Annotated in this window: 23 protein-coding genes; 10 read left to right on the forward strand and 13 right to left on the reverse strand. The window is 69.3% G+C overall.

Features of this window, described 5'->3' with window-relative positions:
• Window positions 1-186: 186 nt before the first annotated feature.
• The 4 genes from VBO01S_RS07295 to VBO01S_RS32640 all read left to right on the forward strand — a co-directional run bounded on the left by VBO01S_RS07295 (window position 187) and on the right by VBO01S_RS32640 (window position 4135).
• Complete coding sequence (locus VBO01S_RS07295) at window positions 187-1896, forward strand: putative 2-aminoethylphosphonate ABC transporter permease subunit (protein WP_062472577.1); 1710 nt, start codon at window positions 187-189, stop codon at window positions 1894-1896.
• Window positions 1896-3029 (forward strand): TIGR03364 family FAD-dependent oxidoreductase, encoded by a 1134-nt coding sequence (locus tag VBO01S_RS07300; protein WP_255221074.1) that lies wholly within the window; start codon window positions 1896-1898, stop codon window positions 3027-3029. Before VBO01S_RS07295 ends, VBO01S_RS07300 begins: the two co-directional genes overlap by 1 nt.
• A gap of 41 nt (window positions 3030-3070) precedes the next feature.
• Window positions 3071-3904: a phosphonoacetaldehyde hydrolase gene (phnX, locus tag VBO01S_RS07305; RefSeq protein ID WP_062472579.1), complete on the forward strand. Its 834-nt coding sequence runs from the start codon at window positions 3071-3073 to the stop codon at window positions 3902-3904.
• Between the two features lie 81 nt (window positions 3905-3985).
• The gene (locus VBO01S_RS32640; RefSeq protein ID WP_169805033.1) at window positions 3986-4135 is read left to right on the forward strand and encodes a hypothetical protein; all 150 of its coding nucleotides are present in this window, start codon (window positions 3986-3988) and stop codon (window positions 4133-4135) included.
• A gap of 40 nt (window positions 4136-4175) precedes the next feature.
• Here VBO01S_RS32640 and VBO01S_RS07310 read toward each other — a convergent pair whose 3' ends face one another.
• A complete protein-coding gene (locus tag VBO01S_RS07310) occupies window positions 4176-4628 on the reverse strand; it encodes a GNAT family N-acetyltransferase (RefSeq protein ID WP_062472581.1) in 453 nt (150 codons plus the stop codon).
• Between the two features lie 98 nt (window positions 4629-4726).
• Here VBO01S_RS07310 and VBO01S_RS07315 point away from each other — a divergent pair, with 98 nt between their 5' ends.
• On the forward strand, window positions 4727-5995 hold the full coding sequence (locus tag VBO01S_RS07315; protein ID WP_062472583.1) for an MFS transporter: 1269 nt from the start codon (window positions 4727-4729) through the stop codon (window positions 5993-5995).
• A gap of 21 nt (window positions 5996-6016) precedes the next feature.
• On the opposite strand, the gene VBO01S_RS07320 is transcribed toward VBO01S_RS07315, so the two are convergent.
• Both VBO01S_RS07320 and VBO01S_RS07325 read right to left on the reverse strand, forming a co-directional pair.
• On the reverse strand, window positions 6017-6382 hold the full coding sequence (locus VBO01S_RS07320; protein ID WP_218005384.1) for an Imm1 family immunity protein: 366 nt from the start codon (window positions 6380-6382) through the stop codon (window positions 6017-6019).
• A gap of 46 nt (window positions 6383-6428) precedes the next feature.
• Window positions 6429-6818 carry an energy transducer TonB gene (locus VBO01S_RS07325; protein ID WP_062472587.1) on the reverse strand — a complete coding sequence of 130 codons (390 nt, stop codon included), beginning with the start codon at window positions 6816-6818 and terminating at the stop codon, window positions 6429-6431.
• A 224-nt stretch (window positions 6819-7042) separates the two neighbouring features.
• Here VBO01S_RS07325 and VBO01S_RS07330 point away from each other — a divergent pair, with 224 nt between their 5' ends.
• Both VBO01S_RS07330 and VBO01S_RS07335 read left to right on the forward strand, forming a co-directional pair.
• A complete protein-coding gene (locus VBO01S_RS07330) occupies window positions 7043-7465 on the forward strand; it encodes a tripartite tricarboxylate transporter TctB family protein (RefSeq protein WP_354345540.1) in 423 nt (140 codons plus the stop codon).
• A gap of 10 nt (window positions 7466-7475) precedes the next feature.
• Entirely contained in the window at window positions 7476-8999 is a 1524-nt protein-coding gene (locus VBO01S_RS07335) for a tripartite tricarboxylate transporter permease (protein ID WP_062472591.1), read from the forward strand.
• Window positions 9000-9046: 47 nt separating this feature from the next.
• Here VBO01S_RS07335 and VBO01S_RS07340 read toward each other — a convergent pair whose 3' ends face one another.
• Window positions 9047-10465, reverse strand: coding sequence for an aminotransferase-like domain-containing protein (locus VBO01S_RS07340; protein ID WP_062472593.1), 1419 nt, complete (start codon window positions 10463-10465; stop codon window positions 9047-9049).
• Between the two features lie 99 nt (window positions 10466-10564).
• On the opposite strand from VBO01S_RS07340, the gene VBO01S_RS07345 reads away from it, so the two are divergent.
• From VBO01S_RS07345 to VBO01S_RS07355, 3 genes are read left to right on the forward strand one after another with little or no spacing between them, the layout of a single operon-like run.
• A complete protein-coding gene (locus tag VBO01S_RS07345; protein WP_056573062.1) occupies window positions 10565-10753 on the forward strand; it encodes a DUF2970 domain-containing protein in 189 nt (62 codons plus the stop codon).
• Window positions 10753-11478 (forward strand): c-type cytochrome, encoded by a 726-nt coding sequence (locus VBO01S_RS07350; RefSeq protein ID WP_062472595.1) that lies wholly within the window; start codon window positions 10753-10755, stop codon window positions 11476-11478. The genes VBO01S_RS07345 and VBO01S_RS07350 overlap by 1 nt, the downstream gene beginning before the upstream one ends.
• Before the next feature lie 7 nt (window positions 11479-11485).
• Window positions 11486-12784, forward strand: coding sequence for a c-type cytochrome (locus VBO01S_RS07355; RefSeq protein WP_062472597.1), 1299 nt, complete (start codon window positions 11486-11488; stop codon window positions 12782-12784).
• A 21-nt stretch (window positions 12785-12805) separates the two neighbouring features.
• On the opposite strand, the gene VBO01S_RS07360 is transcribed toward VBO01S_RS07355, so the two are convergent.
• The 9 genes from VBO01S_RS07360 to gspF all read right to left on the reverse strand — a co-directional run bounded on the left by VBO01S_RS07360 (window position 12806) and on the right by gspF (window position 26100).
• On the reverse strand, window positions 12806-14242 hold the full coding sequence (locus VBO01S_RS07360) for an 8-oxoguanine deaminase (RefSeq protein WP_062472599.1): 1437 nt from the start codon (window positions 14240-14242) through the stop codon (window positions 12806-12808).
• Complete coding sequence (locus VBO01S_RS07365) at window positions 14239-15654, reverse strand: nucleobase:cation symporter-2 family protein (protein WP_062472601.1); 1416 nt, start codon at window positions 15652-15654, stop codon at window positions 14239-14241. The genes VBO01S_RS07360 and VBO01S_RS07365 overlap by 4 nt, the downstream gene beginning before the upstream one ends.
• A 119-nt stretch (window positions 15655-15773) precedes the next feature.
• Window positions 15774-16676, reverse strand: a complete 903-nt coding sequence (locus VBO01S_RS07370; RefSeq protein WP_062472603.1) for a LysR substrate-binding domain-containing protein — start codon at window positions 16674-16676, stop codon at window positions 15774-15776.
• Between the two features lie 48 nt (window positions 16677-16724).
• Window positions 16725-18989 carry a phosphocholine-specific phospholipase C gene (locus VBO01S_RS07375; RefSeq protein ID WP_062472605.1) on the reverse strand — a complete coding sequence of 755 codons (2265 nt, stop codon included), beginning with the start codon at window positions 18987-18989 and terminating at the stop codon, window positions 16725-16727.
• 8 nt (window positions 18990-18997) lie between these two features.
• Complete coding sequence (locus VBO01S_RS07380) at window positions 18998-21187, reverse strand: phosphocholine-specific phospholipase C (protein WP_062472683.1); 2190 nt, start codon at window positions 21185-21187, stop codon at window positions 18998-19000.
• 50 nt (window positions 21188-21237) lie between these two features.
• On the reverse strand, window positions 21238-21420 hold the full coding sequence (locus VBO01S_RS07385) for a hypothetical protein (protein ID WP_062472685.1): 183 nt from the start codon (window positions 21418-21420) through the stop codon (window positions 21238-21240).
• A gap of 38 nt (window positions 21421-21458) precedes the next feature.
• Window positions 21459-23537, reverse strand: coding sequence for a LamG-like jellyroll fold domain-containing protein (locus VBO01S_RS07390; RefSeq protein WP_082818032.1), 2079 nt, complete (start codon window positions 23535-23537; stop codon window positions 21459-21461).
• Between the two features lie 396 nt (window positions 23538-23933).
• Window positions 23934-24833, reverse strand: a complete 900-nt coding sequence (locus tag VBO01S_RS07395; protein ID WP_062472607.1) for a 5'-nucleotidase — start codon at window positions 24831-24833, stop codon at window positions 23934-23936.
• A gap of 22 nt (window positions 24834-24855) precedes the next feature.
• Window positions 24856-26100, reverse strand: a complete 1245-nt coding sequence (gene gspF, locus VBO01S_RS07400) for a type II secretion system inner membrane protein GspF (RefSeq protein WP_062472608.1) — start codon at window positions 26098-26100, stop codon at window positions 24856-24858.
• Window position 26101: the final 1 nt, after the last annotated feature.

A 26101-nucleotide genomic window follows, 5' to 3' on the forward strand; every position in this document is an offset into this window, starting at 1 on the left:
GCGTGAGCGTGACGCAGTGTGGTGGTTGATCGACCCGCACCACGACCGCGCTCGGTGTGCGCAGGACACCGGGTGCTTCCCGCAGCGAAATCAAGGAGGAGGGCGAAGCCCGGGGGACATTCGCGGAGGGAAGTACCCGGTGGCCTGTGCACGCGCCCTGAACAACGACACCAAAAGAACAACAACATGAGCACCCCTTCCGAAGCCCTCGCCCCGATCGCGATCCCGCGTTCGAATCACTTCGACCGCGAACGCTGGCTCACCGGCGCCGCCGTGCTGCTGGTCGTGCTGCTGCTCGTCGTGATCGTCGCGCTCCCCGTCGGCGCGCTCGTTGGCCAGAGCTTCTACGACCGCGCCGGCGCATTCGTCGGCCTCACCAACTTCGCGCGCTACCTCGAGAGCCCCGCGCTCGTGCAGTCGGCCTTCAACAGCGTGCTGCTCGCGGTGATCAGCGCCGTGCTGTGCACCGCCATCGCCTACGTGTACGCCTACGGCCTCACGCTCTCGTGCATGCCGGCCAAGGGCCTGCTGCGCGCTGTGGCGCTCATGCCGCTGCTGGCGCCCTCGCTGCTGCCGGCCATCAGCCTGATCTACCTGTTCGGCAACCAGGGTCTGTTCAAGGGGCTGCTGGGCGACCTGTCGATCTACGGCCCGCTGGGCATCGTGCTCGGCTCGGTGTTCTGGACGCTGCCGCATGCGCTGCTGATCCTCACCACAGCCATGGCCACCTCGGACGGGCGCCTGTACGAAGCCGCCCAGACCCTGGGCGCCTCGCGCTGGCGCATCTTCCGCACCGTCACGCTGCCCTCGTCGCGATACGGCCTCATCGTGGCCGCGATGGTCGTGTTCGTGCTCGTCATCACCGACTTCGGCGTGCCCAAGGTCGTGGGCGGCCAGACCGGCGTGCTCGCGACCGACATCTACAAGCAGGTGGTCGGCCAGCAGAACTTCCAGATGGGCGCGGTGGTCGGCCTCGTGCTGCTGATTTCGGCCGTGCTGTCGTTCCTCGTCGAGCGCCGCGTGCGCCGCAAGCAGGCCGCGGCGCTGTCGGCGCGCGCCACGCCGTACCAGCCCGAGCCGGTGAAATCGCGCGACCGCGCACTGCTCGTGTTCTGCACGCTCACCGCCATCGCCATCGTCGTGATGATCGGCATGGCCGTGTTCGCATCGCTCGCCAGCTACTGGCCCTATAAGCTCACGCCCTCGTTGAAGAACTACGACTTCAGCAACATGGACGGCGGCGGCTGGGGCAGCTACGGCAACTCGCTGCGCCTGGCGCTGTGCGCGGCCGTGGCGGGCGCGCTCGCCACCTTCGTGTCGGCCTACTTCGTGGAGAAGCCGCGCCACTTCGGCCTGCTGCGCGAGCTGCTGAACCTGCTGGCCAACCTGCCGCTCGCGGTGCCGGGGCTCGTGCTCGGCGTGGGCTACATCTTCTTCTTCAACTCGGCGGCGAACCCGCTGCACGGCCTGTACGGCGGCATGGCGATCCTGGTGATCTGCACCGTGGCGCACTTCTTCTCGGTGGCGCACCTCACCTCGCTCACCGCGCTGCGCCAGCTCGACCGCGAGTACGAGCTGCTGTCCGAATCGATGGGCGTGCCGTTCTGGCGCACGCTGTGGCGCGTGCACCTGCCGGTGGCGCTGCCCACGGTGCTCAACGTGGCCGGCTACTTCTTCGTCAATGCGATGACCACCGTGTCGGCCGTCGTGTTCCTCTATTCGCCACAGACCACGCTGGCCGCCATCGCCGTGCTCAACATGGACGATGCCGGCGACGTGGCACCCGCCGCCGCCATGGCCTCGCTCATCATGCTCACGGCCGCCGTCGGCCGCGGCCTGTTCGCGCTGGCCGGGCACTGGGCGCTGAAGCGCACGCAAGCCTGGAGACAACGGTGATGAACCCCAGCATGTCCGTCGACAGCTTCGACGTGATCGTGGTCGGCGCCGGCATCGTCGGCCTGGCCCATGCCTACACCGCCGCACAGCGCGGCCTGCGCGTGTGCGTGGTCGAGCGCGATGCCGCGTGCCTGGGCGCCTCGATCCGCAACTTCGGCTTCATCACCGTCACCGGTCAGGCGCCGGGCGACATGTGGCGCCGCGCCATGCATTCGCGCGACGTGTGGCAGGCCGTTGCGCCGCAGGCCGGCATCGACATCGTGCACCGCCACCTCTGGCTCGCGGCCTACCGTCCCGAGGCGCATGCCGTGCTCGAAGCCTTCCTGCGCACGCCGATGGCCGAGGCCTGCGCGCTCATCGACGCCGCCGACGCGCAGGAGCGCGCGCCCGGCCTCAACCTTGCGCAGGCGCGCTCGGTGCTGTTCAGCCCGCACGAGCTGCGCGTCGAATCGCGCACCGCCGTCGGCCTGCTCGCGCGCTGGCTGGCCGAAGCGTACGGCGTGGTGTTCCGCTTCGGCGAGACCGTGCACGAGGTCGAAACCCCGCGCGTGCGCACCTCGCGCGGCACCCTGCGCGGCGAGCGCGTGGTGGTCTGCACCAACACCGAATTGCACGGCTTGTTCGCCGGCCGCATCGCCGCGCACGACCTCACGCTGTGCCGCCTGCAGATGCTGCGCGTGCAGCCCGAGGCGGGCTTTCGCCTGCCGGGCGCGGTCATGACCGACCTGAGCCTGGTGCGCTACGAGGGCTACAGCAGCTTGCCCGAAGCGGCGGCGCTGCGCGAGCGGCTGATGCAGGAAGAGCGCGCCTCGCTCGACCACGGCATCCACCTCATCGTCGTGCAGAGCGCCGACGGCTCGCTGGTGGTCGGCGACTCGCACCACTACGGCGATGCGCCCGAACCCTTTGCCATCGAGGCGGTCGACCAGCTCATCCTGCGCCACCTGCGCAGCACGCTCGACCTCGAGACCGCGCAGGTCACCGAACGCTGGACCGGCGTGTACCCGTCGTCGAAGACCACACCTTGCGTGATCGACGCGCCCGACGACGCCACGCGCGTGGTGCTGGTCACCAGCGGCAGCGGCGCGAGCACAGGCTTCGGCATTGCCGCCGACGTGTTCGACGCGTGGTGAGCGTCGCCCCTTTTCTTCATCCTTTTTCTTTTTCCCTCGCCATGAGCGCCCACTCCCATGCCAGGCTGCAGGCCGTCGTCTTCGACTGGGCCGGCACCATCCTCGACTTCGGTTCCTGCGCGCCCATGGGCGCCTTCGTGAAGCTGTTCGCACAGTCCGGCATCGACATCACCATCGACGAGGCGCGCGCCCCGATGGGCATGGCCAAGTGGGACCACATCAAGGCCCTGGGCACGCAGCCGCGCATCGCCGCGCAGTGGGAGGCGAAGCACGGCCATGCCTTCAGCGACGCCGACGTCGACCGCCTGTACGAGGTGTTCACGCCCATGAACGCGGCCAGCGTGCGCGACCACACCGACTTCATTCCGGGCGCGATCGAGGCCGTCAACGCGGCGCGCGAGCGCGGCCTGAAGATCGGTTCGACCACCGGCTACAACCGCCCGATCATGGAGGTCGTCACGCCCATCGCCGCGGCCGGCGGCTATGAACCCGACAACCTCGTGTGCGCGGGCGACCTCGCGGCGGGCCGCCCGTCGCCGCTCATGATGTACCGCTGCTTCGCCGACCTCGGCGTATGGCCGCCACACACCGTCGTCAAGGTCGACGACACCGGTGTGGGCCTGCAGGAAGGCCTCAACGCCGGCACCTGGGCCGTCGGCGTGTCGGTCAGCGGCAACGTCAACGGCCTGACGCTGGCCGAGTGGCAGGCGCTCGACGCCGACAGCCAGCAGGTCCGCCGCGCCCGCGCCACCGCCGAGCTGCAAGCCGCCGGCGCGCACTACGTGATCGACAGCGTGGCCGACCTGCCGAACGTGCTGGAAGACATCGAGCGCCGCCTGCAGGCCGGCGAGCGCCCGGAAGTCCTCTTGCGCTGAAGCAGAAAGTTCGTTTTACCGACGGTGGCTGGCGCTGCCGTCCGACTTGACGCGCCACTTCGCGGGCTTAGCATGCGCCGCATGCGAAGCACAGCCTTTGTTCTTCTGCTCTGTCTCGGCCTGCTGACCGCGGCCTGCGACGGCAAGCGCAAGCCCGGCACTCCGATGCCGAAGGCCTTCTTGTCGTCGAGCGTCGTGGTGGTGATGGCGCCCGCGCCGTTCGTGGGCTGAGGCTGCCGGCGCGTTCAGCGCACCGGCCGCGGCGAACGTCTCAGGACGGGACGTACGCCAGCACTTCATCGCCCGCTGCATCGAATTCGCCGGTGGGCTTCCAGCCCAGGTGCCGGTAGAACCCGTGCGAGCGCACCTGCGGATCGGGCGAGCAACCCAGGAAGAGCCGCTGGAAGCCCAGCCCCTTGAACTCCTCGACCATCAGCGCGAGCAACGCCTTGCCGATGCCCTGGCCTTCGTACGCAGGCAGCAGCGCCAGCACGCCGATCTCGCCGGTGTCCCGCTCGCCGAAGCAATAGCCCGCCAGCTCGCCGTCGACGAGCGCGACGTAGCCGGGCAGGGAACCGTCGGCGATGCCGGCCTGCCAGCTCTCCAGGGTGATGCCGAGCGCCTTGAGTTCGTCGACCGAGAAGGCGTTCTCTCGCGTGCGGCCGCGCAGGTCGAGGCACGCGGGCGTGTCTTCGGGAATGGCTTGTCTGTAGGTGATGGGCATGCGTCGGGTGCTCGAGGGCGCACGCAGCAGGCGGCGCGGCCTTCCGCGAGAATGCCACACGACGTGCGCCACCCGATGCACGCGTGGAGACAAGAAGAATGAAGACGACACCAGAGACACCCATCGTCCACCAGCCCGACTCGCGCTACGCCATGGTGCGCCTGGCGCTCACGCTGCTGGTCATGACGGTCGGCAGCAGCGGCATGTACGTGGTGTCGGTCATGCTGCCCGCCGTGCAGGCCGAGTTCGGCGTGGCGCGCGCCGATGCCTCCATGCCCTACACGCTGCTGATGCTGGGCTTCGGTTTCGGCGGCGTGCTCATGGGCAAGCTGGCCGACCGCATCGGCGTGATGAAGCCGTTGCTGATGGGCTCGGTCTTCCTGGCTGCCGGCTACATCGCCACGGGCCTGTCGCAAGGCATCGTGTCCTTCACCATCGCGCAGGCGCTGCTGGTCGGCCTGCTCGGCAGCTCGGTGGCCTTTGCGCCGCTGGTGGCCGACACCTCGCTGTGGTTCGTCAAGCGGCGCGGCATCGCGGTGGCGGTGTGCGCCAGCGGCAACTACCTCGCGGGTGCGGTGTGGCCGCCCATCGCGCAGCACTTCGTCGAGCAGGTGGGCTGGCGCCAGACCTACATCGGCATGGGCATCTTCTGCGGCGTGACGATGGCGCTGCTGGCGCTCTTCTTCCGCGCGCGGCCACCGGCACTGGCCGAGGTGGCGCCGGTGTCGCAGGTGGCGGGCAGCACCCTGGTGCGCGACATGACACGGCCCTTCGGCCTGAGCATGGGCACGGCGCAGGGTCTGCTGTGCGTGGCGGGCGTGGCCTGCTGCGTGGCGATGGCGATGCCACAGGTGCACATCGTGGCCTACTGCGGCGACCTGGGCTACGGCCCGGCGCAGGGCGCGATGATGCTGTCGCTGATGCTGGGCTTCGGCATCGTGAGCCGGCTGGTGTCGGGCGCCATCTGCGACCGCATCGGCGGGCTGCGCACGCTGATGCTGGGCGGCGTGCTGCAGTGCGTGGCGCTGCTGCTGTTCCTGCCCTTCGACGGGCTGGTGCCGCTGTACGTGATCTCGGCGCTGTTCGGCCTCTTCCAGGGCGGCATCGTGCCCTCGTACGCGATCATCGTGCGCGAGCACTTCCCGCCCAAGGAAGCCGGCGCGCGCGTGGGCACGGTGCTGATGTTCACGCTGTTCGGCATGGCGCTGGGCGGCTGGATGTCGGGCAAGGTGTTCGACCTGACGGGCAGCTACCACGCGGCCTTCCTGAACGGCATCGGATGGAACCTGGTGAACGTGAGCATCGCGGCGTTCCTGCTGTTCAGGGTGAGCCGGATGCGGCGGGGTGGGGTGGCGGTGGCGGCTTGAGGCCGCGAAAGATCGCGCCGCCTAGCTTTCGCACCACGTGATCGATTCGGGCCGCGCGCCGTTGCGGTCGCGGAAATCGACGAGGGCCTGGCGGCAGTGTGCGACGTCGATGCACCACGCGAGCGGGTACTCGTCGACCTGTCCGTTGCTCAACGTGAAGACCCCCATGCCGGGCCGGTGTGGGTCGCCCGACGATCTGAAGCCGCTGTCACCCGGCTCTCGGAGGTACATCAGCCAGGCGTTCTCGCCGTTTCGCAGCATGCACAGCGACGGGCCGTCGGGCACGGAGACCCACAACTCGAACCGGGAGGTCGACTGCATCAGCTCGAGCGCACGGGCCCATGGGCCCGGCGCCGAAATGTCCAGCGAGCGATCGTCGAGCGTCATCTGAATCACGTGCGGCATCTCGTGTCTTGCGTCCGGACGGGCGTTCCTAATTCATCGTCGGCTGCTGCGGCGGCGACGTGATGAAGAACCGGATCGGCACCTCGCGCCACACCACCGTGCCGTCATCCGGCGTCGGCTTGAAGCGCCATTTGCGGACGGTCTCGACGGCCGAGCGGTCCAGCCGTGCGTGGCCGCTCGATTCCTTCACCTCCACGCTCGCCGGCAGGCCGTCCGGCGTGGTGCGCACGCGCAGCAGCACCATGCCTTGCTCCCCGTTCATCCGCGATTCGGCCGGATAGGGCGCGTTCGGGTTGGGGGGCTGCGGCGACCATTCGCCGGGCGCCGGCGGCGGTGGTGCCGCGCAGGCGGCGAGCAGCGCGGCGGTGGCAGCGCCCGCCAGGAGCGCGTGTCGGGGAGCGTGGCGTGGTGTCTTCATCGGTGTTCCGCAATCCTTCGAAAGGAGGCCCCGCGCATTGTGACCCGGGCGCGTTCGCCGCCTTCGCGCCCGGTACGTAGTTCCCCTCGCGGCTGCGTCAGATTCCGATCAGCTTGCAAAAAGAGCATCGATCCGTCCGGAACTTCCCTCCGGACGGAGACACGTCCGCACCGGTTTTTCCGGTCGCGGGCGCATTCGAATCACAACACTCCGTGAGCGTATGAATGAAAAATAGAAACCTTGTCAGAGGTCTGTTCCTCATGGCGATCGCGCTGGCCTTCGGCCTGACCGCGCTGCGCTATCCCATCGGCGACTTCAGCCGGGCGGGGCCGGGCCTGTTCCCCGTGATGGTGAGCAGCCTGCTGCTGCTGATCGGCGTGGCCACCGTGGTCCGGTCGTTCGTGGTGGCGCCGGTGACGCTGGACCTGAACTTCAAGAACATCGGACTCATCCTGTCGAGCCTGTGCGGGTTCGCGCTGATCTCGATGTACGTGAACATGATCGCGGGCATCGTCTTCATGGTGTTCTGTTCGGCCTTCGCGGGCAGTTCCAACTCGTGGCTGCGCAACGTGAAGATCTCGGCGGGCCTGATCGCCATGGCGCTGGCGCTGCAGAAGCTGCTCGGCCTGAACCTGCCGCTGTTCTGAGGCCACGACCATGACCGAAGTTCTGAACAACCTGGCGTTCGGTTTCTCGCACGCCCTGACACTCCACAACCTGATGTACTGCGCCATCGGCTGCACGGTGGGCACGCTGGTCGGCCTGCTGCCGGGCCTGGGGCCGCTGGCCACCATCAGCCTGCTGCTGCCGCTGACGTATTCGATTCCCACCACCGGCGCGCTGATCATGCTGGCCGGCATCTACTACGGTGCGCAGTACGGCGACAGCGTGAGCGCGATCACGATGAAGATCCCGCATGCCAGCAGCATCGTGGCCTGCATCGACGGCTACGCGATGACGCTCAAGGGCCAGACGGGCCTGGCGCTGTTCACGGCCGGCTTCTCCAGCTTCATCGGCGGCACGGTCGCGATTTTGGTGCTGTCGTTCCTGGCGCCGACGCTGGGCGAGGTGGCCTTCCTGTTCGGCCCGGCGGACTACGTCGCGATGATGCTGGTGGGCTTCGTGTGCGTGAGCTTCGTGACCACGGGCAGCCTGCTGAACGGGCTGGCGATGTGCATGATCGGCGTGCTGCTGGGCACCATCGGCACCGACGTGAACAGCGGCATGGCGCGCTTCACGATGGACATGCCGTTCCTGACCGACGGCGTGGGCATCGTGAGCATTGCGCTGGGCTGCTTCGGCATCGCCGAGATCACCAAGAACCTCGACTCGCGCGAGGAGCGCTCGCCCTTCAACGGCAAGATCAACCTCATTCCGACCTGGGCGGAGTTCAAGCGGATCATTCCGAGCGCCTTGCGCGGCAGCGTGGTCGGCTCCATCCTGGGCATCCTGCCCGGCGGCGGCCCGACCATTGCGCAGTTCGCGGCGTACGCGCTGGACAAGAAGGTCAGCAAGTACAAGCACGAGATCGGCACCGGCTGCATCGAAGGCGTGGCCGGCCAGGCCGCAGCCGACGAAGCGGCGGCGCGCACGAGCTTCATTCCGCTCATGAGCATCGGCATTCCCGAGAACGCAGTCATGGCGCTGATGCTGGCGGCCTTCATCATCAAGGGCATCCAGCCGGGCCCGAACATGATCGCCAGCCACCCCGAGCTGTTCTGGGGCCTGGTGGCCAGCATGTGGATCGGCAACGTGTTCCTGCTGGTGCTGAACGTGCCGCTGGTGCGCTACTGGCTCTCGGTGTTCAAGATCCCGTACAGCGTGCTGTTCCCGTCGATCCTGTTCTTCTGCTGCATCGGCACCTACAGCGTGAACAACAACCTGCAGGACGTGTTCATCACCGCCGCGTTCGGCTTCATGGGCTACATGTTCATGCGGCTGGAGCTCGACGCCGCGCCACTCATGCTGGGCTTCATCCTCGGGCCGATGCTCGAGGAGAACTTCCGCCGCGCGATGCTGCTCAGCCGCGGCGGCTTCGGCACCTTCGTCTCGCGGCCCATCAGCGGCACGCTGCTGGGGCTGATCGCGATCTTCGTGGTGTGGCAGCTGGTGGCGTTCGTGCTGCAGGCGCGCAAGAAGAGCGGGGCGCCGGCGACGGTGGCGCTGGAACCGCAAGAGTAGGTCGACATGCCCGGACAACGCCCGCCCCTTCGGCGGGCGTTGTCGTTTCAGCTTGCTTCTGCCACCAGCCGCCCGAGCGTCTGCAGCGCCTGCTCGCTGTGCGCGTCCCACGCGTGGCCGTAGTTCAGCCGCAGGCAGTTGGCGAACGCGCGCGTGGCCGAGAAGATCGGACCCGGCGCCACGCTGATGCCGCGCTCCAGCGCCTGGCGATGGATCTCCAGCGCATCCACCTGCGCCGGCAACTCGACCCAGAGGAAGTACCCGCCCAGCGGCCGCGTGGCGCGCGTGCCCGCCGGAAAGTAATGGCCCACGGCCTGCGCGAAGCTGGCCTGCTGCATCGCCAGCGTCTGGCGCAGCTTGCGCAGGTGCTTGTCGAAGCCGCCTTTCTCGAGGTAGTCGGCCAGCGCCAGCTGCGCGGGCACCGAGGTGCTGAGCGTGGTCGTGAGCTTCTGGCGCGCCACCTTGCGCGCGAAGCGTCCGGCCGAGGCCCAGCCGATGCGGTAGCCGGGCGCGAGGCTTTTCGAGAACGACGAGCAGTGCAGCACCAGCCCCTGCGTGTCGAAGGCCTTGGCCGGCGGCGGGCGGCGCTCGCCGAAGTAGAGCTCGGCGTACACGTCGTCCTCGATGAGCGGCAGCTCGTGCCGCGCGAGCAGTTCGACCAGCGCCTTCTTCTTCGCGTCGGGCATGAGGCTGCCCAGCGGGTTCTGGAAGGTGGTCATGAGCCAGCAGGCGGTCGGCTTGTGCGCGGCGATGGCCTGCGCCAGCGCGTCGAGGTCGATGCCTTCGCCCGGGTGCGTGGGCACCTCGATGGCGCGCAGGCCCATGCGCTCGAGCGCCTGCAGCGCGGCATAGAAGGTGGGCGACTCGACGATCACCGCGTCGCCCGGCCGTGTGACGGCCGAGAGGCACAGGTTGAGCGCCTCGAGCGCGCCGTTGGTGACCACGATCTCCTCGGCCGGCACGGGCAGGCCGTCGGCCAGGTAGCGCAGCGCGATCTGCCGGCGCAGGGCCGCGCTGCCGGGCGTGAGGTCGTCCACGGTGCGCCACGGGTCGAGCGACTTGGCGCTGGCCGCCATGAACTGGCCCAGCCGCGCCAGCGGAAACAGCAGCGGGCTCGGAAAGGCCGAGCCGAAGGGCACGACCTGGCGCGACATGCTGGCTTCGAGGATGTCGAACACCTGGTCGCTCACCTCGAGCGCGCGCGGGCCTTCGGCGGGGCGCGAGGTGAGGGTGGTCTCGGGCGGCGCGTCGCGCAGGCCGCCGCCGGCCACGTAGTAGCCCGAGCGGTCGCGCGCGCGCACCAGCCCGCGCGCCTCCAGCAGGTAGTAGGCTTGGAACACGGTGGAGGCGCTCACGCCGCGGCTGCTGCCCGTGTGGCGCACGGAGGGCAGGCGATCGCCGGTCTTGAGGGTGCCGTTGCGGATCGAGGCCTCGATGTCCGAGGCCAGGGCTTCATAACGCTTCATCGGTGGGCCGTTGTCATTCGCGGGGACTCTAATCTGATATGGTGAATCGAGCTGGATCTGCATCTGTTTTTTTTGACCCGTTTGCGCGATAGTGGACCCATGTTCAATCTGATGCGCGCGGTGCGCGCCGTACTCTGGAGCTTCATCGGGCTGGGCGGCCGCCGGGCCGACGCCGACAAGCGGACCGCCCAGCTGGGCATCCTGCCGCTGATCGGCGTGGGGCTGTGCATGGCCCTGCTGCTGATCGCGGGCCTGCTGGCCCTGGCGCATTTCGCGGCAGGCACGTGATGAAGGCCTTGCTCCAACGGGCAGCGCTGGCCCTGGCGCTGCTGTTGCCGCTTGCCCCGGTTGCGGCGCAGGCTGCCACCACCACCGTGCCCGACACCATCGAGCAGCGCGTGGCCGCCTGCATCGCCTGTCACGGGCGCGAGGGCGCGACCACCAATGCCGGCTTCTTCCCGCGCCTGGCGGGCAAGCCGGCGGGCTACCTGTTCAACCAGCTCGTGAGTTTTCGCGACGGGCGCCGCTTCAACAGCGACATGACCTACATGGTCCAGCACCTGTCGGACGACTACCTGCGCGAGATGGCCGAGTACTTCGCCAACCTGTCGCTGCCGTACGCGGCGGTCTCGCCGCAGAGCGACGCCTCGCCCGAGCAGTTGCGGCGCGGCCGCCAGCTGGCGCTCGAAGGCGACGCCGCGCGCCAGATCCCGGCCTGCGTGCAGTGCCACGGCGCCGCGCTCACGGGCGTGCAGCCGGCCATTCCGGGCCTGCTGGGCCTGCCGCGGCTGTATGTGTCGTCGCAGCTCGGCGCCTGGCTCACCAAGGAGCGCCACGCGCCCGCGCCCGACTGCATGGCGCAGATCGGCCAGCGCATGACCACCGCCGACATCAACGCCGTGGCCAGCTGGCTGGCCGTGCAGCCGATGCCGGCCGACACCCGCCCGGCGGCCTCGCTGCCCGCGCCGCTGCCCGTGACCTGCGGCGGCATGCCGACCGCAGCGAAACCTTGAGAACCCGATGACCGCGCGACTGAGACATTTCGGCTGGGCCCTGCTGGGCCTGGTCACCCTGGCGGCCGTGTTGGCCGGCGTCGTGCGGGCGCTGAACCTGCGCGGCGAAGACCCGCTGCCCGAAGGCGCCGAAGCCTTCGAAGCCACGCCGCAACTGATCGAGCGCGGGCGCTACCTCGCGCTGGCGGGCAACTGCGCCGGCTGCCACACCACGCGCGGCGGCCAGCCCTATGCGGGCGGCGTGCCGCTCGAAACGCCGTTCGGCACCATCTACGCGACCAACCTCACGCCCGATGCGACGCACGGCATCGGCGGCTGGAGCAGCGCGCATTTCTGGCGCGCCATGCACAACGGCCGCAGCAAGGACGGGCGCCTGCTGTACCCGGCCTTCCCGTACCCGAACTTCACGCAGGTCACGCGCGAAGACTCCGACGCCCTGTACGCCTACCTGCGCAGCGTCGCGCCCGCCGACACGGAAAACAAGGCGCACCGGCTGCGCTTCCCGTACGACACGCAGGCCGCGCTCGCGGTGTGGCGCGCGCTCTCGTTCAAGCCGCAGCCCTTCGTGGCGAACGCGAACAAGCCGGCCGAATGGAACCGCGGCGCTTACCTGGTCGGCGGGCTGGGCCACTGCATCGCCTGCCACGGCAGCCGCAACTCGCTGGGCGCGACCGAAACCAAGCTCGGGCTCTCGGGTGGCCTCATCGCGGTGGAGAACTGGTACGCGCCCTCGCTGGCCGATCCGCACGAAGCCGGCGTGGCCGACTGGCCCGCGGCCGACGTCGTGGCGCTGCTCAAGAGCGGCACCGCCCCGCGCGGCTCGGTGATGGGCCCGATGGCCGACGTCGTGTTCCGCAGCACCCAGTACCTGAGCGATGCCGACCTGGGCGCGATGGCGATCTATCTGAAGGACCTGCCCGAGGCCGTGAAGCAGGATGCGCCCGCAGCCCAGAAGGCCCCGGCCGCGCCGGTGCGGCGCGACGCCGGCGCCATGGTGCGCGGCGCGAAGATCTACGACCAGCGCTGCGCCTACTGCCACGGCGACCAGGGCCAGGGCGCGGCCGGCGCCTACCCGCCGCTCGCCGGCAACCGCGCGGTGACGATGGCGCGGCCCACCAACCTGATCCAGGTGGTCGCGCACGGCGGCTTCCTGCCCGCGACGGCCGGCAACCCGCGCCCTTACGGCATGCCGCCGTTCGGGCACGCGCTCGACGCCACCGAGGTGGCCGAGGTGCTCACCTACATCCGCGGGTCGTGGGGCAACAACGCCGCGCCGGTCACGCAACTGGACACGATGCGCCGCTGACGCGCACGGCGCACCGCTTTTTCAGGCGGTGTGCGGATGCCGCGCGCTGTCGTACAGCGTGCGCGCCAGCTCGCGGTGTGTGGCCAGCAACGGCGCCAGCTCGAAGTCCGTGAAGCGCCCGTCGCGGATGCGGACCACGCCGTCGATCACGCTCAGCGCGGCCGCCACCGGCGTGCAGAACACCAGCGCCGCCACCGGGTCGTGCCAGGCGCCCGCGTGGTCCACGCCGCGCATGTCGAAGGCCACGAGGTCGGCCGACATGCCCGGCGCCAGCGCGCCGATGTCGTCGCGCCCGAGCACGCGGGCGCCGCCGAGCGTGGCAATCTCCAGCGCCTCGCGCGCCGTCATGGCGGCGGGGCCGTAGCCCACGCGCTGCAGCAGCATGGCCTGGCGCGCCTCGCCCAGCATGTGCGCGCCGTCGTTCGACGCGCTGCCGTCCACACCCAGGCCCACGGGCACGCCTGCGCGCCGCATCGCCCCGATGGGCGCGATGCCCGAGGCCAGCCGCATGTTCGAGCACGGGCAGTGCGCCACGCCGGTGCCGGTGCGCCCGAAGAGCGCGATGCCGGCGTCGTCCAGCTTCACGCAGTGCGCGTGCCACACGTCATGGCCGACCCAGCCCAGGTCTTCGGCGTACTCGGCCGGCGTCATGCCGAACTTCTCGCGCGAGTAGGCCACGTCGTTGTCGTTCTCGGCCAGGTGCGTGTGCAGCGACACGCCGCGTTCGCGCGCCAGCTCGGCCGACAGCCGCATCAGGTCGCGCGACACCGAGAACGGCGAGCAGGGCGCCAGCACGATGCGGCGCATCGAATGGCGCGCGGGGTTGTGCCAGCGGTCGATGAGGCGTTCGCTGTCGCGCAGGATCGCGGCCTCGGTCTCCACCACCTCGTCGGGCGGCAGGCCGCCGGCGCTGCGGCCCACGCTCATGCTGCCGCGCGCCGCGTGGAAGCGCATGCCCATGGCGTCGGCGGCCTCGATCGAGTCGTCGAGCCGCGAGCCGTTGGGGAACAGATAGAGGTGGTCGCTGGTGGTGGTGCAGCCCGAGCGCATGAGCTCGGCCATGGCGGTCTGCGTCGACACGCGGATCATCTCGGGCGTGAGCCGCGCCCACAGCAGGTACAGGTTGGTGAGCCAGCCGAAGAGCTCGGCGTCCTGCGCCTCGGGCACGGCGCGCGTGAGGCTCTGGTACATGTGGTGGTGCGTGTTCACCAGCCCTGGCATCACGACGTGGCCGTGCATGTCGATGGCCTCGGCCTGGCCGCTGCGCAGCGCGTCGAGGTAGGGCGCCGGCAGCTCGGCCGTGGCGCCCACCCAGGCGACGGCGGGGCCGTCCATCACCACGGCGCCGTCGGCGATCTCGCGCCGGGCGGCGTCCATGGTGACGAGCACGTCGGCGTGCCGGACGATCAGCAGCGGCGGGCGCTGCGGCGAAGAGGACGAGGGGTTCTGGAAGGTCATTCGGTACCGTGCGAAGTGCGCGCCGCCATCGCGAAGGAACGTTCCTTCGACAGCACGCCGTTGTAGAAAAGATTGAGCAGCACCGCGGCCAGCGTGCCCAGCACGATGCCGCTGTGCGTCAGCGGATGGGTCCAGGCAGGGAAGTGCTGGAAGAAGTTGGGCGACAGCGTGGGGATCAATCCGAGCCCGATGGAGATGGCGATCACATACAGCGCATGGCGGTTGTGCGCATAGTCGATTGCGCCCAGGATGCGCACGCCCGTGGCGGCCACCATGCCGAACATCACGATGCCCGCGCCGCCGAGCACGAACTGCGGCACCGAGGCCACGATGTGCGCGATCTTCGGAAAGAGCGCGAGCGCGATCAGCATCAGGCCACCGCCCGCCGCCACGTAGCGCGAGCGCACGCCCGTCACCGTGACCAGCCCCACGTTCTGCGAGAACGAGGTGTACGGAAAGGTGTTGAACACGCCGCCGATGACCGTGCCCAGCCCGTCGGCGCGCAGCCCGCGCGTGAGCGCGTCGGTCGTCACCTTGCGGCCGGTGATCTCGCCCAGCGCGAGGAACATGCCGGTCGATTCGACCAGCGTGATGAGCATCACGATGCACATCGAGGCGATGGCCGTGAGCTCGAAGCGCGGCAGGCCGAAGTGGAAGGGCGTGGTCACGGCCATCCAGCTGGCTTCCTCGAGCCCGTCGAAGTGCATGCGCCCGAGCGCCAGCGACAGGCCCACGCCGAACACGATGCCCAGCAGCACCGCGATGTTGGCGATGAGGCCCCGGCCGAAGCGCGTGATCGCGATGATCACCGCCAGCACGGCCGCGGCAATCGTCAGGTTCACCGGCTCGCCGTAGGCCGGGTTGGCCACCGCGTGCGCCACGCCGTCGACCATGCGGGTCGCGGTGGGCTGGCCGCCGGCCGCCCAGTTGATGGCCACGCCCATGAGCGACACGCCGATCAGCGTGATGACCGTGCCCGTGACCAGCGGCGGAAATACGCCCAGCACGCGCCCCATGAGCGGCGCGACGAGCATGCCGAACACGCCCGCCACGATGGTCGCGCCGTAGATCGCGGGCAGGCCGAGCGAGGGGTCCATGCCGATGGCGATCATCGGCCCGACGGCCGCGAAGGTCACGCCCATCATCACCGGCATGCGGATGCCGAAGCGCCAGAAGCCGATGGCCTGCACCAGCGTGGCGATGCCGGCGGCGAACAGGTCGGCGTTGATGAGGAAGGCGATGTCGGCCTTCGAGAGGCCGAGCGCACCGCCCACGATGAGCGGCACGGCCACCGTGCCCGCGTACATCACGAGCACGTGCTGCAGGCTCAATGCGCCGCAACGGGCGAGCGGAAGCTTCTGGTCGACCCCTTCGCCGTCTCCTGCGGGGGTCTTTTTATCGTTCGAGAACATGGGAACCTTTCCTGCCGATGAACCGGCGCGGCAGTCTAGGAGCGATGTCTTTGCACATGCAAAGTCAATAAATGACGCGCCCTGTGCACAAAAAGTGGACGGTCATCGAAGGGAGAATTTCAGGGCGCCAGCAGGTCGTCCAGGCAGGCCACGACATGGTTCGCGAACAGTTCGGCCGTCGCGCTCGGTGCCTGGGCGGCGCGGGTCTCGAGCGTGAGCGTCTGCGCGCGCAGCGTGGTGTCGCGCAGCGGCACGAAGACCAGGCTGCCGTCGTTGCGCTCCTCGTCCACGTCCAGACGGTTGAGCAGCGTGATGCCGCCGCCGTCGCGTACCAGCCGGCGCATCAGCGCGGTGGACGTGGTCTCGACCACCGGCGACACGCGGATGGCCGAGCGCTCGAACGCGGCGTCGAGGATCGGTCGGATCGACAGCGAGGGCGCGGGCAGGATCAGCGGATAGCCCACGCACTCCGCCAGCAGCGCGGTCGCATGCGCCGTGAGCGGATGGCCCGGCGGCACCACCGCGCCGATCGGCCATTCGCTGCTGAACAGCGTGCGAAAGCCGGCCGTGCCGGGCACGTCGTAGGCCAGCGCCAGGTCGGCATCGCCTTCGGCCACGCTGCGCAGCACGGCCGCGATGGGCAGGCCCAGCAGCTTGAGCTGGATGCCGGGGTGCGCGGCGCGAAAGCGCTGCACCACGGCCGGCAGGAAGGCGTCGGCCAGGCCGGCCGTGGTGGCCAGCGTGACCTCGCCCTGGCGCAGGCCGCGCACGTCCTCGATGCGCTGGCGCACGAGGTCGAACTCGCGCAGCGTGCCGCGCGCATGCGCCAGCACGATCTCGCCCACGGGCGTGAGCTTGAGCGTGTTGTGGATGCGCTCGAACAGCGGTGCGCCCAGTTCTTCCTCGAGGTTGAGGATCTGGCGGTTGACGGCCGTGGGCACCACGTGCAACTGCTCGGCCGCCTTGCGGATCGAGCCCGCGCGAACCACCTCGACGAAGTACCGAATGACCTTGGCGTGCATGAATTCCCCCGCGCCGCTGGCGGGCGCGGGGGGATCATGCCTACGTCTTCAGAGGTCGGGCAAGCCCATGGCCGGATCGCTGACCGTGTGCTTGCCGGTTTCCACGCGGCCGGCGAAGCGGCGGTAGAAGGCCGGGTCGCTGTCGCAGGTGACGGCGAAGTCGTACCACTGGCCGCTGGCGGCGAGTTCCCAGTGCTGCTCGGTCTTGGCGCCGCCGGCCACGGTCGCGGTCCAGGGGCCGTCGTTGCGGTAAGCCTTGGCGTGCATCGTGAACTTGCAGGCGTTCTTGCCGTCGTTGCGCATTTCCAGGTAGACGTTGCCGTTCGTGATGTCGTAGCAGACACGCACCTCTGGCACGGCCGCACCGCCGGCGCGCAGGCTGTTCAGGTCGCCCTTGAAGTGGCGGTGGTAGCCGTTGGGGCCGAGCACCCAGAGGTCGTAGGCGGTTGCACTGCTGCCCGCAAGGTCCCAGGTGTCGTCCAGCAGCTTGCCCGGCTCGACCATGTAGCGACGCGGCAGGCGGTCGAGGTTCTTCTTGTCGTAGACATGGAACACGGCCGCGGCCTTGCCCGTGTTGGAGAACAGCAGCTGGACCTTGCCACCGGCGGCATCGGCGCGCGCGCTCGTGTGCAGCTCATAGGGCAGCGCGCGCGAGGGGCGCGTGCCGGTGGGCTGGCTCGGCAGCTGCGGGTCGGTCGGCAGCGGAACCTGCGGCCGCTTCGTCTTGCCGTCGGCCTCGAACTCCTGCGTCTTGCGCAGCGTGTCGGCGTCGGTGCGGGTCGTGCGACCCGTCAGCGTCGGCAGCGTCTCGCCGTTCGGCGTGGCGAAGTTGAAGGCGCTCGTCAGGTCACCGCACACCGCGCGACGGAACGGCGAGATGTGGGGCTCCTTGACGCCGAAGCGTGCCTCGATGAAGCGCAGCACCGAGGTGTGGTCGAACACCTGAGAGTTCACCCAGCCACCGCGGCTCCACGGAGAGATCACGTACATCGGCACGCGCGGGCCGGGGCCGAACACGCGGCCGTCGGGCGCGGGTTGCGAGCTGCTGCCTTCGGGTGCCGGCTGCGTGAAGTACTCGGCCTTCAGGTCGTCGGCGGCGAGCGTGGTCTTGCCGGCCGGCGTCTTGTCGGCGTTGAGCGATGGCGCCGACGGCGAGGGCACGTGGTCGAAGTAACCGTCGTTCTCGTCGAAATTGACCAGCAGCACGGTCTTGCTCCAGACCTCGGGCACGGCGGTGAGTGCGTCCAGGATCTCCTGCAGGAACCACGCGCCCTGCACGGGGCTCGACGGGCCGGGGTGCTCGCAGTAGATCGACGGTGCGTTGATCCAGCTCACCTGCGGCAGGCGCCCGGCCTTGATGTCGCGCCGGAAGGCGTCCAGGTACTCCTCGGGCTGGGTGCCCGGCAGGGTGTTGGCGATGCCCTTGTACAGCGGGTTGCCCGGGTTATCGCTGACCGGGTCGTAGGCGTGGTAGGGCACCGCCTGACCGCTGTCGGAGTAGGGTGCGTTGGGGTCGCCGCTGGACACGGGGTAGGCCGACGCGCGGTTGGCGCGCCGGAACTGGCGGAAGGCGCCGAGCATGTTGTCGCCCCACTCGTCGGGCATGTTCTGGTAGCAGATCCAGCTCACGCCGGCATCTTCCAGGCGCTCGGCGTATGTCTTCCACGTGTAGCCGGTGTTCACCGCGGCGGCGCGTCCGTCGAGCCAGTCCCATTCGTTGTTGACGTAGGCCACGCCCTGCGCGGTCGCGCCGTTGGTGCCGGTCAGGTGGAAGGACCGGTTGGCGTCGGTGCCCGTGTGCATGGCGCAGTGGTAGCTGTCGCACAGCGTGAAGGCGTTGGCCAGCGAGAACTGGAACGGGACTTCGGCCTCCTTGAAGTAGCCCATCGCCGCATTGGTCTTGTAGCGCGGCCATTGCGAGAGGCGGCCACCGTCCCAGGCGTTCTGGCTGTCGACCCACGAGTGCGGCGTGCCGCTCACGCGCTGCGCGTTGCCCTTGCTCTGGTCCAGGTGGTAGGGCATGAGCAGCTTGCCGTTGGCGTCGGCCTGCTGCCACACGCTGCGCCCGCCGGGCAGCGGAATGCCGAAGCGGTCGCCGAAACCGCGCACGCCCTTGAGCATGCCGAAGTAGTGGTCGAACGACCGGTTCTCCTGCATCAGGATGACGATGTGCTCGACGTCCTTGATGGTGCCGGTCTTGTTGTGGGCCGGAATGGCGAGCGCACGGCGGATGCTCGGCGGAAAGGCCGAGAGCGCGAGCGCGGCGGCACCGGTGGTGGCAGTGCCGGTGAGAAAGTTGCGACGGGAGGTCATGGTGTGCGTCAGAGGTCGCCCATGCCCATGGCTGGGTCGCTCACCGTGTGCTTGCCGGTTTCCACGCGACCGGCGAAGCGGCGGTAGAAGCTCGGGTCGGCATCGCAGGTGACGGCGAAGTCGTACCACTGGCCGCTGGCGGCCAGCTCCCAGTGCTGCTCGGCCTTGGCGCCGGCGGCGACGGTGGCCGTCCACGGGCCGTCGTCGCGGTAGGCCTTGGCGCGCACCGTGAACTTGCAGGGCGTCTGGCCGCCGTTGAGCATCTGTAGGTAGACATTGCCGTTGGCGATGTCGTAGCACACGCGCACCTCGGGGTTCTTCGGCGCGCTGCCCTGGCGCAGGTTGTTCAGGTCGCCCTTGAAATGGCGGTGGTAGCCGTTGGGGCCGAGCACCCACAGGTCGTAGGCACCCATGTTGTCGGTGGCCACGGTCCATGCGTCGTCGAGCGTCTTGCCCGGCTCGACCATGTAGCGGCGCGGCAGGCGATCGAGGTTGAGCTTGTCGTACACATGGAACACGGCGGCGGCCTTGCCAGTGTTGGAGAACAGCAGCTGGACCTTGCCGGTCACTGTGTCGGTGCGCGCGCTCGTGTGCAGTTCGTACGGCAGTGCGCGCGAGGGGCGTGTGCCGGTGGCCTGGCGCGGCAGCTGCGGATCGAGCGGCAGCGGCACCTGGGCCAGCGCCTGCTGGTCGGCGCGCAGCTTGTCGGCGTTGGCCTTGGTGGTGCGTCCTGCCAGCGTCGGCAACGTCTCGCTGTTCGGCGTGGCGAAGTTGAAGGCGCTCGTGAGGTCGCCGCACACCGCGCGGCGAAACGGCGAGATGTTGGGCTCCTTGACGCCGAAACGCGCCTCGATGAAGCGGATCACCGAGGTGTGGTCGAAAGCCTGCGAGTTCACCCAGCCGCCGCGGCTCCAGGGCGACACCACGTACATCGGCACGCGCACGCCGGGGCCGTACACACGGCCGTCGGGCGCGGGCTGGCTGCTGGTGCCGGGCGGGCTCGGGTGCGTGAAGCGCTCGACCGCGAGGTCGGCCTCGGGCAGCGTGGTCTTGCCGGCCATTGAGCCGTCGGCGTTGAGCGAAGGCGCGGCCGGCGAGGGGTAGTGGTCGAAGTAGCCGTCGTTCTCGTCGAAGTTGATGAGCAGCACGGTCTTGCTCCACACCTCGGGCACGGCGGTGAGCGCATCGAGCGTTTCCTGGATGTACCAGCCGCCCTGCACCGGGCTCGACGGGCCGGGGTGCTCGGAGTAGGTGGCGGGTGCCACGATCCACGACACCTGGGGCAGCTTGCCGTTCTTGATGTCCTGGCGGAATTGCTCGAGGAAGCCGCCGTCGGGCATGGTGTTGGCGATGCCCTTGTACAGCGGGTTGCCGGCATCGTCGCTCGCCGGGTCGTAGGCCGGCGAAACGCCGCCGTTGCTCACCGGCTTGCCCGAGGCCTCGTTCGCCTTGCGGTACTGCTTGAAGCCCGCGAGCGGGTTGTCGCCGTAGTTCTCGGGCATGTTCTGGTAGGTGATCCAGCTCACCTTGGCTTCCTGCAGCCGCTCGGGGTACGTCTTCCATTCGTAGCCGAGGGTGGAGGGGCCGATCTCGTCCCACTCGTTGTTCACGGTGGCCACGCCCGCGCCGGTCGGGCCGTTGGTGCCGGTCCAGTGGAACATGCGGTTCGAGTTGGTGCCCGTGTGCATGCTGCAGTGGTAGTCGTCGCACAGCGTGAAGGCATTGGCCAGCGCGAACTGCAGCGGCAGCTCGGCTTCCTTGAAATAGCCCATCGAGACGTTGTTCTTGTAGCGCGGCCACTGGTAGGTGCGTCCGCCGTCCCAGGCGTTCTGGCCGTCGATCCACGAGTGCGGCGTGCCGCTCACGCGCTGCGCGTTCCCCTTGCGGCTGTCCAGGTGGTAGGGCAGCACGGGCTTGCCGGTGGCATCGCTCTGCTGCCAGACGTTCAGGCCCTTGGGCAGCGGAATGGTGAAGCGGTCACCGAAGCCGCGCACGCCCATGAGCGTGCCGAAGTAGTGGTCGAACGAGCGGTTCTCCTGCATCAGGATGACGATGTGCTCGACGTCCTTGATGGTGCCGGTCTTGTTGTTGGCCGGAATGGCGAGGGCGCGGCGGATGGCCGGCGGAAAGGCCGAGAGTGCGAGCGCGGCGGCACCGGTGGTGGCGGTGCTGGTGAGGAAGTTGCGACGGGAATTCATGGGGGTGTCGTGTTTGCCGGACATGGGTGTGGGTCTTCCTTCGGGTCGCGTCAGGGCGCGCAGCGCATCTCGGGCTTGACGCTGGTGTCGGGCGGGGGCGTGGTGCCCGTGGGCGGCACGATGATCGGGGCGCTGCCGCCGCCATCGCTGCCGCCGCAGGCGGACAGGACGCAGGCCAGCATCAATGCAACGGCGAGCCGTGCGGGCGTGGGCAGGAGGGAGAGAGTGCGCATGGTGGGGTCCTCTGGAATCGTCGTTGTGGAGAAGAAGGTCATGGGGCAAGGGTGGACAGCGGCTGTCCGGACTTGAAGAGGCTGGCCAGCTCGTCGCTGGTGAGCGCGCGGTTCCAGACAGCGAAGTCGTTGAAGTCCATCGCGCCGCGCGGCGAGCTGCTCTCGCGCTGGTAGTACTGGCCGGTGCCGTCCTCGTTCAAGCCGAGGCCGTTGCCCAGGCCGCCGAGCTTGGCCACGAGGTCGGAGGTGATCGCCACGCTCTTCGTCTGCGTGGCCCGGGCCGGATCGAACACGTAGCCGGTCATCTGCAGGGCGGCCTTGTCGATCACCACCGCCACATAGGCCCACTGGCCGGCGCTCAGGCTGTAGCCGTTGCTGTCGGCGCGCGCGCTGCCGGTGCCCACGTTGAAGCGGATCTCGCAGCTGCTGAACAGGCCGATGGCCAGGCCCGCGTTGCCGCCGCTGGTGTAGTTCTTGTTGGCGATCACGGTGCCGCCGTTGCTCACGCCCTGGCTGCAGGTGTCGTCGGTGCGCATCCAGAAGCCGATGGTGAACGCGGTGACGCCCGCGTCGGTGGTCACGTCGCGGGTCTGCACGAGGCGGTGGCCGGCCGTGCCGGCGGCGTTCTTCACCCGCGCGTCGACGCGCAGCGCCTTGGCCTTGTACAGGGCCTTGAAGCCGTCGTCGACCAGCGTGCCGCCGTTGGCATCGGCGGCCCACGGTGCGAGCGTGGACGCGCCCTTGACGTCCACCGCCGGCAGGACGTCGAGCGGGTAGTAGGCGGCGAGGCCGTTCAGCAGCGTTGGTGCCAGCGTGGCCGGCTTCAGGTAGGCGGCCTGCGCGGTGAGCGCGGTGACGGCTTCACCCGCGGTGATCGTGTACTGGTAGGTGTAGACGCCGTCGCTCGCGGCCGTGACGGGGTCGGTGTACGCGGTGGTGCCGGCCGGCAGCGTGGCCACCAGCTTGCCGTCGCGCATCACCTTCACGGGGGCGCTCTTGTCGCCCGTGAGCGTCCACGACAGGTCCACGCTCGTCTTGTCGGCGCCGGTGCGGGCCGTGAGGTCGCGCAGCAGCGACGCCGCTTGCAGCGGCTGGCCGTTCAGGCCGTAGGCCTCGGCCGCCGGCAGTGCGCCGAGGTGGCGCAGCACGGTGGGCGTGATGTCGGTCGCGGCGGCCAGCTGCTGCAGCGAGGCATCGGTGGGCGCGTCGGCGCCCACGCCCGGCAAGGCCGCGAGTGTCTTGTTGCTGGCGATGAAGATGGTCTTGCCCTCGGCGTTCTGCAGGCCGGTGGTGGTGCCGAAGGTGTCGATGCCGTAGCCGGAGGTCACGATCACGAGCCAGTCTTCCTTGGCGTCGTTGGCGGTGCGCTGCGCGATGCGCGCCAGCAGCCGGCCCACGGCCGCCGAGGTGTCGGCGACCGCGCGCCGGTAGGGCTCGTTCTTCAGGCCGCTGTTGGCCACGGCCGCCGTCGCGGGGGCGCCGTACTGGGCCACCAGCAGGTCATAGCCCGCGCCGATGAGCTGTGTGGTGCGCTCGGTCACACAGGCGTCGGCGCCTGCGCAGTCGACTGCGGTGTCCACCGTGCCCGTTTCGCCCGCCATCAGGCCGGGGTAGCGCGTGTTCGCGGTGACCGCGGCTGTCTTGTAGCCGGCCTCCTGGCGCAGGCGCGCCAACGCGAAGACCGAAGGTGCGAGCCGCGCGTCGATGCGCTGGTCGGCGGTGTCCCAGCGCACGCCGTGGCGCGACACCCAGGTGCCTGTGACCAGCGAGGCCCAGCCGGGGCCGTCGGTGGTGCGTTGCTCGGTCGGCGTGCCGTTCGTGCCACCGGTCCAGGCCGGGGCGAGGCGCAGGGCCTGCAGGGCCGGGGCTTTGTTCTGCGCGATGGCTTCGCGCAAGGCCGCATGCGTGAGCCCGTCGATCTCGACGATCAGCGCCTTCGGGCCGCTCTTGCCTTCGTTGGGCGTGCTGCTCGGGGGCGGCGTCGGGGTGCCGCTGATCGGCGGAAAGGCAACGCCACCGCCGCCTCCACCACCGCAGGCCGCGAGCGCGGCGGAAATCGCAAGGGGCAACAGCCAGCGCGTGAGAGGCGCGGCGTGCGTGAGGGAGTTCGGACGCATCGGAAAAGCCGTTCGGTTCTTGTTGTCTGTCGAAGGAGGTGAAAGGCCGGCGCGAAAAAAAAGTGCCACGAAGGCACTGCGCACCGGACAGGCGACAAGACTAGGGAGAACCCGTTACTCGGCAGTGAACGAGCGATGACAGTGGGACGAAACGCGTGTGACAACGCGCTGGTCTGCGGCTTCGTGGAGACCGCGAAAGAGGGGCGGGGGCGCGTGCACAGGACACCGGGTACTCCCCTCCGCGAATGTCCCCCGGGGCTTCGCCCCTCCTCCTTGATTTCGCTGCGGGGAGCACCCAGTGCCCTGCGCACGAGGGCACGTTGCTGGTGTGCGGCCGGTCAACGACCGCACGGCCCATCGGCGTGATCGCGCCCTGAACAACGCGCTAAAAAGCGCTCAGGACTCGTTGCTGATGCCGCTCGATACATGCCCCGCAGGCACATGCCGCGAGGCCGCATCGACGTGACCCGTCTGGTCGTCGAAGAAGAAGTCGGGCTCGAACTCGCGCAGGAACTCGCCCTTGGGCAGGCCGCCGAGGAACATCGCTTCGTCGACGCGGATGTTCCACTTCATGAGCGTGCGGATCGCGCGCTCGTGCGCCGGCGCGCTGCGCGCCGTGACCAGCGCGGTGCGGATGCGCATCTGCGCATTGCCCGCCATCTGCAGGCGGTGCAAGGCCATCAGCAGCGGCTTGAACGGGCCTTCGGGCAGGGGCAGGTCGGCCTTGCTGAGTTCGTGCGCCTGGAAGGCGTCGAGGCCCTCGGCCTGGAACACGCGCTCGGCTTCGTCGCTGAACAGCACGGCGTCGCCGTCGAAGGCGATGCGCACTTCGTTGGGCCACGCGTCGCTGGCCTTCACCGATTCGACCAGCACGCGCGCGGCCGGAAAGCCCGCGGCGAGTGCCTCGCGCACGTCTTGTGCGTTGACCGACAGGAACAGGTGCGCGCGCAGCGGGCGCAAATAGCCGAAGGGCGGGCGGCCTTGGGTGAACACGCCGCGCTGCAGCTTGATGTCGGCCGCGGCGCTCGACTTGAAGATGCGCATGCCCGACACCGGGTCGTTGCGCGACAGGATGACCACCTCGACGCGCTGCACGCCGTCGTCGTTGAAGCGCAGCAGCTTGCGGATCAGCGACGACGCGATGCCGGGCGCGGCCGGTTCATCGATGCGATCGAGCTGCAGCTTCATGTAGCCCTCGTTGTCGCCGGCCTCGAAGATCTTGTTTTCTTCTTCGAGGTTGAACAGGGCCCGCGAGGAGATCGCGACCACGAGTTTGTCTTCGAGCGTTACGGGCATGTGAGGGGCTCCCCGTCCTTCGTCACTTGACGAACTGATTGAGCTGGATGATAGGCAGCATGACGGCCAGCACGATGAGCATCACCACGCCGCCCATGGCGACGATGAGCAGCGGCTCCAGGATGGTGGCCAGGTGCATGGCGCGGCGCTGCACTTCGGCGCCGAGCTGGTTGGCGGCGCGTTGCAGCATCACGGGCAGCGTGCCGGTCTGCTCGCCCAGGCGCGCGAACATCGACACCAGCCCCGGGAAGCGTTTCTTCTGTGCCAGCGCCGAGGCCAGCGGCGCGCCTTCGCGCACCAGCACCAGCGCGTCGAGCGCGTCGGCGCGCATGGCGCGGTTGCCCAGCGTTTCGGAGGCGGCCTGCAGCGCGCGCAAGATGGGTACGCCGGCCGTGGCCAGCATGGCGAGCGTGCTTGCGAAGCGCGCCGCGTTGTAGCCGCGCGCGAGCTTGCCGACCAGCGGCAGCTTGAGCCAGGCGGCATCGAACTTGAGGCGGAAGGCTTCCTGCGCCAGCGCGACGCGCACGCCGACGGCCGCGAGCACGATGGCGCCCAGCATCCACCAGCCGTAGTTGCGCACAGCCGCGCTCAGCGACAGCATCACGGTCGTGAGGAAGGGCAGCGAGCGCTTGGTGCCCGCGAACACCTGCGCCACCTGCGGCACCACGTAGCTCACGAGGAAGATCACGATCACGATCGCCACCAGCGTGACGATGGCCGGGTACAGCGCGGCGCCGATCAGCTTCTGCTGCAGCACCTGGCGCTCCTCGAGGTCGTCGGCGAGGCGTTCGAGCACGAGCCCGAGGTTGCCGCTCTGTTCGCCGGCGCCGATCACGGCGGTGTAGATGGGCGAGAACTCGCGCGGGTGCGCCGACAGCGCGCGCGCAAAGGGCGAGCCCGCGTTGACCTCCGCGCGCAGCGAGGCGACGAGGTTGCGCTGCGGTTCCGATTCGGCTTCGTCGGTGAGCGCCGTGAGCGCGCGTTCCAGCGGCAGGCCGGCGGAGATGAGGCCGGCGAGCTGGCGTGTCCACACGGCGAGGTTCGTCGAGTTGAAGACCCGCTTGCCACCCCCGAGCCAGCGCGTGAGCGTGTTGCCCGCGCTGCCGCCACCGCCGGCCGCATCGCCGCCGCCGACCGGCTTGACCGACAGTGGAATGAGCGCCTGCGCCCGCAGCAGGCCGCGTGCGGCGCGCGCGGTGTCGGCCTCGAGCACGCCCTCGCGCGACTGGCCGCTGGCATCGATGGCTTCGAAGGAATAGGCGGGCATC

Origin of the sequence: Variovorax boronicumulans NBRC 103145 (genome assembly GCF_001591345.1) — a bacterium.
Lineage (GTDB): Bacteria > Pseudomonadota > Gammaproteobacteria > Burkholderiales > Burkholderiaceae_C > Variovorax > Variovorax boronicumulans.

What these genes read in the sequence shown, in the direction of transcription:
- VBO01S_RS07375 (WP_062472605.1), bottom strand. Translation starts at nt 18,989, where the DNA reads ATGACCTCCCGTCGCAACTTTCTCACCGGCACTGCCACCACCGGTGCC.
- VBO01S_RS07335 (WP_062472591.1), top strand. Translation starts at nt 7,476, where the DNA reads ATGACCGAAGTTCTGAACAACCTGGCGTTCGGTTTCTCGCACGCCCTG.
- VBO01S_RS07360 (WP_062472599.1), bottom strand. Translation starts at nt 14,242, where the DNA reads ATGACCTTCCAGAACCCCTCGTCCTCTTCGCCGCAGCGCCCGCCGCTG.
- VBO01S_RS07315 (WP_062472583.1), top strand. Translation starts at nt 4,727, where the DNA reads ATGAAGACGACACCAGAGACACCCATCGTCCACCAGCCCGACTCGCGC.
- VBO01S_RS07310 (WP_062472581.1), bottom strand. Translation starts at nt 4,628, where the DNA reads ATGCCCATCACCTACAGACAAGCCATTCCCGAAGACACGCCCGCGTGC.
- VBO01S_RS07345 (WP_056573062.1), top strand. Translation starts at nt 10,565, where the DNA reads ATGTTCAATCTGATGCGCGCGGTGCGCGCCGTACTCTGGAGCTTCATC.
- VBO01S_RS07295 (WP_062472577.1), top strand. Translation starts at nt 187, where the DNA reads ATGAGCACCCCTTCCGAAGCCCTCGCCCCGATCGCGATCCCGCGTTCG.
- VBO01S_RS07340 (WP_062472593.1), bottom strand. Translation starts at nt 10,465, where the DNA reads ATGAAGCGTTATGAAGCCCTGGCCTCGGACATCGAGGCCTCGATCCGC.
- VBO01S_RS07365 (WP_062472601.1), bottom strand. Translation starts at nt 15,654, where the DNA reads ATGTTCTCGAACGATAAAAAGACCCCCGCAGGAGACGGCGAAGGGGTC.
- VBO01S_RS32640 (WP_169805033.1), top strand. Translation starts at nt 3,986, where the DNA reads ATGCGAAGCACAGCCTTTGTTCTTCTGCTCTGTCTCGGCCTGCTGACC.
- VBO01S_RS07350 (WP_062472595.1), top strand. Translation starts at nt 10,753, where the DNA reads ATGAAGGCCTTGCTCCAACGGGCAGCGCTGGCCCTGGCGCTGCTGTTG.
- VBO01S_RS07380 (WP_062472683.1), bottom strand. Translation starts at nt 21,187, where the DNA reads ATGAATTCCCGTCGCAACTTCCTCACCAGCACCGCCACCACCGGTGCC.
- VBO01S_RS07325 (WP_062472587.1), bottom strand. Translation starts at nt 6,818, where the DNA reads ATGAAGACACCACGCCACGCTCCCCGACACGCGCTCCTGGCGGGCGCT.
- phnX (WP_062472579.1), top strand. Translation starts at nt 3,071, where the DNA reads ATGAGCGCCCACTCCCATGCCAGGCTGCAGGCCGTCGTCTTCGACTGG.
- VBO01S_RS07300 (WP_255221074.1), top strand. Translation starts at nt 1,896, where the DNA reads ATGAACCCCAGCATGTCCGTCGACAGCTTCGACGTGATCGTGGTCGGC.
- VBO01S_RS07370 (WP_062472603.1), bottom strand. Translation starts at nt 16,676, where the DNA reads ATGCACGCCAAGGTCATTCGGTACTTCGTCGAGGTGGTTCGCGCGGGC.
- gspF (WP_062472608.1), bottom strand. Translation starts at nt 26,100, where the DNA reads ATGCCCGCCTATTCCTTCGAAGCCATCGATGCCAGCGGCCAGTCGCGC.
- VBO01S_RS07390 (WP_082818032.1), bottom strand. Translation starts at nt 23,537, where the DNA reads ATGCGTCCGAACTCCCTCACGCACGCCGCGCCTCTCACGCGCTGGCTG.
- VBO01S_RS07330 (WP_354345540.1), top strand. Translation starts at nt 7,043, where the DNA reads ATGAAAAATAGAAACCTTGTCAGAGGTCTGTTCCTCATGGCGATCGCG.
- VBO01S_RS07320 (WP_218005384.1), bottom strand. Translation starts at nt 6,382, where the DNA reads ATGACGCTCGACGATCGCTCGCTGGACATTTCGGCGCCGGGCCCATGG.
- VBO01S_RS07355 (WP_062472597.1), top strand. Translation starts at nt 11,486, where the DNA reads ATGACCGCGCGACTGAGACATTTCGGCTGGGCCCTGCTGGGCCTGGTC.
- VBO01S_RS07385 (WP_062472685.1), bottom strand. Translation starts at nt 21,420, where the DNA reads ATGCGCACTCTCTCCCTCCTGCCCACGCCCGCACGGCTCGCCGTTGCA.
- VBO01S_RS07395 (WP_062472607.1), bottom strand. Translation starts at nt 24,833, where the DNA reads ATGCCCGTAACGCTCGAAGACAAACTCGTGGTCGCGATCTCCTCGCGG.